At 74.5% G+C, this 6,454-nt stretch carries 6 protein-coding genes and 1 pseudogene; 5 read left to right on the forward strand and 2 right to left on the reverse strand.

The window, feature by feature from the left end:
- The first annotated feature begins 46 nt into the window (after positions 1-46).
- Positions 47-997 (forward strand): VWA domain-containing protein, encoded by a 951-nt coding sequence (locus tag IO39_RS18135; protein ID WP_043624091.1) that lies wholly within the window; start codon positions 47-49, stop codon positions 995-997.
- Complete coding sequence (locus tag IO39_RS18140) at positions 998-2,062, forward strand: VWA domain-containing protein (protein ID WP_043624093.1); 1,065 nt, start codon at positions 998-1,000, stop codon at positions 2,060-2,062.
- 193 nt (positions 2,063-2,255) lie between these two features.
- Here IO39_RS18140 and IO39_RS18145 read toward each other — a convergent pair whose 3' ends face one another.
- A complete protein-coding gene (locus tag IO39_RS18145; RefSeq protein WP_043624096.1) occupies positions 2,256-3,131 on the reverse strand; it encodes an NAD(P)-dependent oxidoreductase in 876 nt (291 codons plus the stop codon).
- Between the two features lie 117 nt (positions 3,132-3,248).
- Here IO39_RS18145 and IO39_RS18150 point away from each other — a divergent pair, with 117 nt between their 5' ends.
- Positions 3,249-4,262: a GlxA family transcriptional regulator gene (locus IO39_RS18150; RefSeq protein WP_043624195.1), complete on the forward strand. Its 1,014-nt coding sequence runs from the start codon at positions 3,249-3,251 to the stop codon at positions 4,260-4,262.
- A gap of 36 nt (positions 4,263-4,298) precedes the next feature.
- Here IO39_RS18150 and sigJ read toward each other — a convergent pair whose 3' ends face one another.
- The gene (gene sigJ / locus IO39_RS18155) at positions 4,299-5,255 is read right to left on the reverse strand and encodes an RNA polymerase sigma factor SigJ (RefSeq protein WP_043624099.1); all 957 of its coding nucleotides are present in this window, start codon (positions 5,253-5,255) and stop codon (positions 4,299-4,301) included.
- A gap of 164 nt (positions 5,256-5,419) precedes the next feature.
- Between sigJ and wrbA the strand changes: the two genes are divergently transcribed.
- Both wrbA and IO39_RS18165 read left to right on the forward strand, forming a co-directional pair.
- A complete protein-coding gene (gene wrbA, locus IO39_RS18160; protein ID WP_043624102.1) occupies positions 5,420-6,028 on the forward strand; it encodes an NAD(P)H:quinone oxidoreductase in 609 nt (202 codons plus the stop codon).
- Between the two features lie 173 nt (positions 6,029-6,201).
- A pseudogene (locus IO39_RS18165) lies at positions 6,202-6,454 on the forward strand (hypothetical protein); the annotation flags it as partial.

A 6,454-nucleotide genomic window follows, 5' to 3' on the forward strand; every position in this document is an offset into this window, starting at 1 on the left:
GCGCGGCCGGCACGGACGACGCCCTGGCCGGGGCGGAGGAGCGCTCATGACCCTGGACTCGCCGCTGCTGCTGGCCGCCGGGCTGCTCGTCACGGCGGCGCTCGCCTGGGCGGCCGTCGTCTCGGCCCGCCGCCGGAGGGCCGTGCTCGCGGCGGCCGGTGTCGCCGTGCGGGGCGGGCGGCGGGCGTACCTCGGGACCGGCCTGACGATCGCCGGCGTCGGGGTGCTCGCGGTCGCCACCGCCGGACCCGCCGCCATGGTGCCGGTCCCGCGCACGGCGGGCACCGTCGTCCTCGCCATCGACGTCTCCAACAGCATGGCGGCCGACGACGTCGCACCCACCCGGCTGGCGGCCGCACAGCGGGCGGCGCGCGCGTTCGTGGCGGCCCAGCCGGACAGCGTGGACATCGGGGTCGTCGCGTTCGAACGGCGCGGGCTCACCACCGCCCGCCCCGACCCCGACCACTCGCTCGCGCTCAAGGCCATCGACCGGCTGAAGCCCACCGGCGGCACCTCGCTGGGGCCCGCCATCCTCGCCTCGCTGTCGGCGATCACCGGCAGGCAGGTGACCCTCGGCCGCGACGGCGCCGCGCCCGACATCGGCTACTGGCCGTCGGCGACCGTCGTGCTCTTCTCCGACGGCCAGAACGGGGGCGGGGACGTCGAGCCCGCCGCGGCCGCGGCGCAGCGGGCGGGCGTGCACGTCCACACCGTCGGGGTCGGCACCACGGCCGGGGCGGCGGTCAAGGTGGACGGCTACCGCCTGCAGACCTCGCTGGACGAGGAGACGCTGACCCTGATCGCGCGGACCACCGGCGGCGCCTACCATCCCGCCTCCGACGCCGCGCGGCTCGACGGCATCGCCGGCACGATCGACCTGCGGCTCACCGTCTCCGACGAGCCGCTGCCCCTGGCCGGCGGGCTGATCGGGCTCGCCCTCGCGCTGCTCGCCACGGGAGCGGCGCTCACCATGCTGCGGTCAGGACGGGTGATCTGAATGTCGTTCGCATCGTTCTCCTGGCCGTGGGCGCTCCTGGCCCTGCTGATCATCCCGCTGCTCTTCGCCGTCCGCTGGTGGGCGCGTCGCCGCCGCAGGCGGGCCGCCGTCCGCGTCACCTCGATCGCGCTCGTACGGGCCGCGCTGCCCGGGCGTACCCGCTGGACGCGCCGGATCCCCGCGGCGCTGTTCGTCGCCGGGCTCGCGCTGCTCGCGGTGGGGGCCGCGCGCCCGCAGGCGTCGGTGCCGGTGCCGCGGACATCGGCGACGATCCTGCTCGCCCTCGACACCTCCCTGTCCATGTGCTCCACGGACGTGGACCCCAACCGCATCACCACCGCCAAGAAGGCCGCCGCGGAGTTCATCGAGTCGCAGCGGGGCGGGCCGCGCATCGGCCTGGTCGCCTTCGCGGGCGCCGCCGGGCTGCTCGTCCCGCCCACCGACGACACCGACGCGCTGATCAAGGCGCTGGACGGCCTCACCATGGGCCGGGGCACCGCGATCGGGCAGGCCGTGCTCACCTCCATCGACGCGATCGCCGAGGTGGACCCGTCGGTCGCCCCCACCGGCGCGACCCCCGCCGGCGGCTCGGGGGAGGGCTACGCGGGCGCCGCGATCGTCGTGCTCACCGACGGCGCCAACACCCAGGGCGTCGATCCGCAGACCGCCGCCCAGGAGGCGGCGCTGCGCCGCGTCCGCGTCTTCCCCATCGGCTTCGGCACCACGAACCCGGCCCCGATGGTCTGCGACAACTCCCAGTACGACGGCCGCGGCTTCGGCGGCGGCGGGTTCGGCGGTCGCGGCCGGTTCGACGGCGGCCGCAACGTCCGCACCATCGACGAGCCCGCGCTCAAGCAGATCGCCAGGACCACGGGCGGCTCCTACCACCGCGCCGAGAACGCCCGCCAGCTCCAGAGCGCTCTCGCCGCCCTTCCGGGCAGCTTCACCGTGGTCCAGCAGCGGGTGGACACCGCCGCCGCCTTCGCCGCCACGGGCGGAGTCCTCGTCGCGACGGCCCTCGCCCTCTCCCTCTGGTGGAACCGCCCCCGCCCTTCGCCCCGCTGACCGCCCCCGGCCGCCCGTCGCCCGCCGGCGTGCGGCGTGCGGATGGGCGAGAGGGGCCAGGGGAGGGGGCGGGTGCCGCGGGCCGGTCTCAGCGCACGGTGCCGTCCCACTTGGTCCAGCGTGGCCCGGCAGCTCCACTCCAGCCCGCCGGCGTCAACCGTCCAGTCCAGGCCGGCGCCCATGTGCGGTGGGCTCACCGGGTGGACGGCCTGAAGTGGTCGATGACGCGGGCGTAGCTGTCGAGGGCGTGGCCCCGGCCGACCGCCTCCGTGATGAGCCGTTCGGTGAGCTCGGCCAGGCTCGTGTCGATGCCGCGCGTCCTGCTCTCGTGGATGAGGTGGCGGACCGGCGGGATCTGCGTCTCCAGTGACGCGTCCACGGCCGTGTAGGAGCCGTCGTCGATCTGCCGCGCGTAGACCTCCAGGAACGAGGCCACGCCCTTGAGCCAGCCGGTGGCCATCGGCAGGAAGGCCGTGGCCGAGATCTTCTCCGTCTCCATGAGCGCGGCGGCGTGCATGAACCCGTTGAACGTCGACCACATGATGCCGAGCAGCGCGACGTCGTACACGGCGGGGAGGCCGACGTCGTGGCTGATCAGCGTGCTCGCGCCGCCCAGCGTGACGAGGGTCTGCTCGTGCGTCTCGTACAGGGAGGGCGGGCCGCCGTACAGGATGACGGTCTCGGGGGCGCCGATGCCGGGCGGCGTCATCATGATCGCGCCGTCGAGGTAGTCGGCGCCGCGCTCCGCCGCCCAGCCGGCCAGCTCGCGGGCCTCGTCGGACGCGCCCGACGTGAGGTTGACCAGGACGCGGCCGGACAGCGCGGCCTCGGCGGGCGCGAGCAGCGCGCGCACGGCGTCGTAGTCGCGGACGCAGACGACCACCAGCGGGGCGGCGGCGACGGCGGCCTCGACGGACGGGGCCTCGGTCGCGCCGGCCCCGACCAGGGCGTCCGCCTTGCCCGGGGTGCGGTTCCAGACGGTCGTGGGGTGACCGGCCCGGACGAAGGCGCCGGCCAGCGCCTGGCCCATCAGTCCCAGGCCGATGACGGTGACGGGGGTTCTTGCCATGTCTGTTGCTTCCTGTCCGTTTCGTGGGAGTGATTCACCACGATGGCAGCGCGCGACGCGGGCCGAAACTGGCAGGAGTGCCGATGTTCGCCAAATTACTGCCATAGGGTGGGACGGGTGAGCACCGGTACCGTCGCCCTGGTCGTGATCGACGACGCCATCGCCATGTGGGACATGTACGAGCTGGGCATCGCGACGGCGGTGTTCGGCGTGGCCCACACCGACCTCGCGGACCCCTGGTACGACCTGCGCGTCTGCGGGCTGCGGCCCGGCCGGCCGCCGGCCGGGCCCGGGTTCGCGCTGAACGCGCCGTACGGGCTGGAGGAGCTGGAGAAGGCCGACACCGTGATCGTCCCGGTGGTGCCGGAGTCGTACATGAACACCGGCCGCGAGCTGCCCGCGGAGCTGCTCGACGCGCTCCGCCGGGCCAGCGCCGCGGGGGCGCGCATGGTCTCGCTCTGCAACGGCGTGTTCGCGCTCGCCGCCGCGGGCCTCCTCGACGGCCGCCCCGCCACCGCCCACTGGGAGCACGCCCGCGAGCTGGCCGAGAAGTACCCTCGGGTGAAGGTGGACGACTCGGTCCTGTACGTCGATGACGGCGACGTGCTCACCAGCGCCGGGCTCAGCGGCGGGCTCGACCTGTGCCTGCACATCGTCCGCCGTGACCTCGGCGCGCGGGTCGCCAACCAGCTCGCCCGCCGCCTCGTGGTGCCCGCGCACCGGCCGGGCGGGCAGGCGCAGTTCGTGGAGCGCGCGGTGGCCGTGACCGACGGCGGGATCGCGCCCGTGCTGCACTGGGCCGTGGAGCACCTCGACCGGCCGCTCACCGTCGAGGACCTCGCCGCCCGCGCCGGGATGAGCGTGCGCAGCTTCCACCGTAACCTGCGCGCCGCGACCGGCACGACGCCAATGAAGTGGCTGCTCCACCAGCGCCTCGCCCGCGCGCAACTCCTCCTGGAGACCACCGACCTGTCCATCGACCAGATCGGCGAGCGCAGCGGCCTGGGCAGCGCCAACAACCTGCGCCACCACTTCGCCGCGCACGTGGGGGTCACGCCCAGCGAATACCGGCGGGCCTTCCCCGCCTCCGACCGCTTCCAGGCGGAGCGGATCAGGGCCGTGCCGGCGTGATCCGACGCCGGCCTTCAGGTGCTTCAGGTGCTTCGGTCAGGCCGTCGTCCAGGGGCGGAGCTTGTCGGGGTTGAGAACCGCCCAGATGCGGGTGATCCGGTCGTCCGCGATGTCGAACGCCATCACCGTCACGGCGACGCCGTCCTGCCGCCCGACCAGTCCGGGCTGGCCGTTGACCGTGCACTCCACCAGCGTCAGGCCGGAGCCCGCGCCGGGCCGGCGGGCGGCGAAGAAGCGGGCCACCTCCTCGGCGCCTTCGAGCGGGCGCGGCACGGCCGTGACCAGCCCGCCGCCGTCGCCGGTCGCCGTGGCGCCGGGGTCGAGCAGCCCGATGAGGGCGCCGATGTCGCTGGACTCCCACGCCTGCTTGAAGGCCCTGACGACGGCGGCCCGCTGCGCCGTGGCGGCCGTTCTCGTGGTCGCGGTCGCGGTCGCGGTCGTGCTCGTGGTCGCCGGGGCCTGCGCGGCGCGGATGCGGCGGCGGGCCGAGGAGGCGAGCTGGCGGCAGGCCGCCGGGCTGCGGCCGACGACCTCGGCCACCTCGGCGAAGGAGTAGCGGAAGACGTCGTGCAGGATGAACGCGACGCGCTCGGCCGGGGTCATCGACTCCAGCACGACGAGGAAGGCCATGTTGACCGACTCGTCGAGGGTGACCCGGTCGGCCGGGTCCGCGCCGGGCCGCGCGCTGACCCACTCGGTACGGCCGGGCAGCGGCTCGGGGATCCACTGCCCCACATACCGCTCCCGCCGGGCCCGCGCCGAGCCGAGCAGGTCGAGGCAGATGCGCCCGGCGACCTTGGTCAGCCAGCCGCCGGGCGACTCGATGGCCTCCCGCTGGTCAGGTGACATGGCGTACCAGCGGGCGTAGGTCTCCTGGACGACGTCCTCGGCCTCGGCCAGCGAGCCGAGGAGGCGGTAGGCGAGGTTGAGGAGCCGGCGCCGCTCGCCCATGATCGCGCTCAGGTCGTCGCCCGGTTCGGGTCGCGTGGTCATGGTGTCGCCGGCCTTCCTTCGTCGTTCCGCCCTCACCGTCTCCGACGAGACACGGCGCCGGAATGTGAGGCCGGCGCCTCGCCTCACATCGCGCGGGGCTGCGTCGTCGTACGGACGGCCCCCGCCCCCGGACGGGCGGCACCCGCGAAGGAAGGACAACGGTCATGGAACCCGTGAACGTCGCCATCATCTATTACAGCGCCACAGGCACCGTGCACGCCCTGGCGCAGGCCGCCGCCGAGGGCGCGGAGAAGGCCGGCGCGCGCGTACGCCTGCGCAAGGTCGCCGAGCAGGCCCCGCCGGAGGCGATCGAGGCCAGACCGGAATGGGCCAGGCACCTGCGCGAGACGGCCGGCGTCGCGCAGGCCGGCCTCGACGACCTGGAGTGGGCGGACGCGGTGATGTTCGGCACGCCCGCCCGCTTCGGCAACCCGGCCGCCGCGCTGCGGACGTTCATCGAGAGCACCGGCGCCCTGTGGTTCCAGGGCAAGCTCGCCGGCAAGGTCTACTCGGCCTTCACCGCCTCCAACACCGCCCACGGCGGCCAGGAGTCCGCGATCCTGGCGCTGGGAAACACGTTCTACCACTGGGGCGGCGTCATCGTGCCCCCCGGCTACACCGACCCCGTGCAGTTCCAGATGGGCAACCCGTACGGCACCTCCCACGTCGCCGGTGACGGCCCGCCCGGCGAGGTGACCCTCCAGGCCGCCCGCCACCAGGCTCGCCGCGTCGTGGACACCGCGGCCGCGCTCAAGTCCGGCCGCGCCACCTGACCTCCGCGTGCGGCCCGCGCCGGGCCGGCGTTCGTACGGAGCCCCGTTCCGGATGACGCCGGCCCGTGTGGCACTGATCACGGCCCATGTGTGGATTCGTGCACAGATGATCGGCACGGGTCTCCGTAATGTCCCTGTCACCGGAGCACACCGACGGGGAAAGGAACCCGAAAATGCGTAAGACTCTCGCGATCACCGCTCTCGCCGGCTCGATGGCCGTCACCGGCCTCACCCTGAGCCCGGCCGCCGCCCAGGCCACCGCCCAGACCGCCGCCCAGACCGCCGCCCAGGTCGCCACCCAGGTCGCCACGGCCCCGCAGACGGCCGCCACCGCCCACGCCACGAGCTGGGGGAAGTTCTTCTCCGGCGACCGCAAGGCCTACACCTTCGGCAGGACGTGGGGCTCGCACGGGAAGGTGTTCACCA

The sequence above is a fragment of the Nonomuraea candida genome, from assembly GCF_000725485.1.
In the GTDB taxonomy this organism is placed as follows: Bacteria; Actinomycetota; Actinomycetes; order Streptosporangiales; family Streptosporangiaceae; genus Nonomuraea; species Nonomuraea candida.

What these genes read in the sequence shown, in the direction of transcription:
- IO39_RS18135 (WP_043624091.1), top strand. Translation starts at nt 47, where the DNA reads ATGACCCTGGACTCGCCGCTGCTGCTGGCCGCCGGGCTGCTCGTCACG.
- IO39_RS18140 (WP_043624093.1), top strand. Translation starts at nt 998, where the DNA reads ATGTCGTTCGCATCGTTCTCCTGGCCGTGGGCGCTCCTGGCCCTGCTG.
- IO39_RS18145 (WP_043624096.1), bottom strand. Translation starts at nt 3,131, where the DNA reads ATGGCAAGAACCCCCGTCACCGTCATCGGCCTGGGACTGATGGGCCAG.
- sigJ (WP_043624099.1), bottom strand. Translation starts at nt 5,255, where the DNA reads ATGACCACGCGACCCGAACCGGGCGACGACCTGAGCGCGATCATGGGC.
- wrbA (WP_043624102.1), top strand. Translation starts at nt 5,420, where the DNA reads ATGGAACCCGTGAACGTCGCCATCATCTATTACAGCGCCACAGGCACC.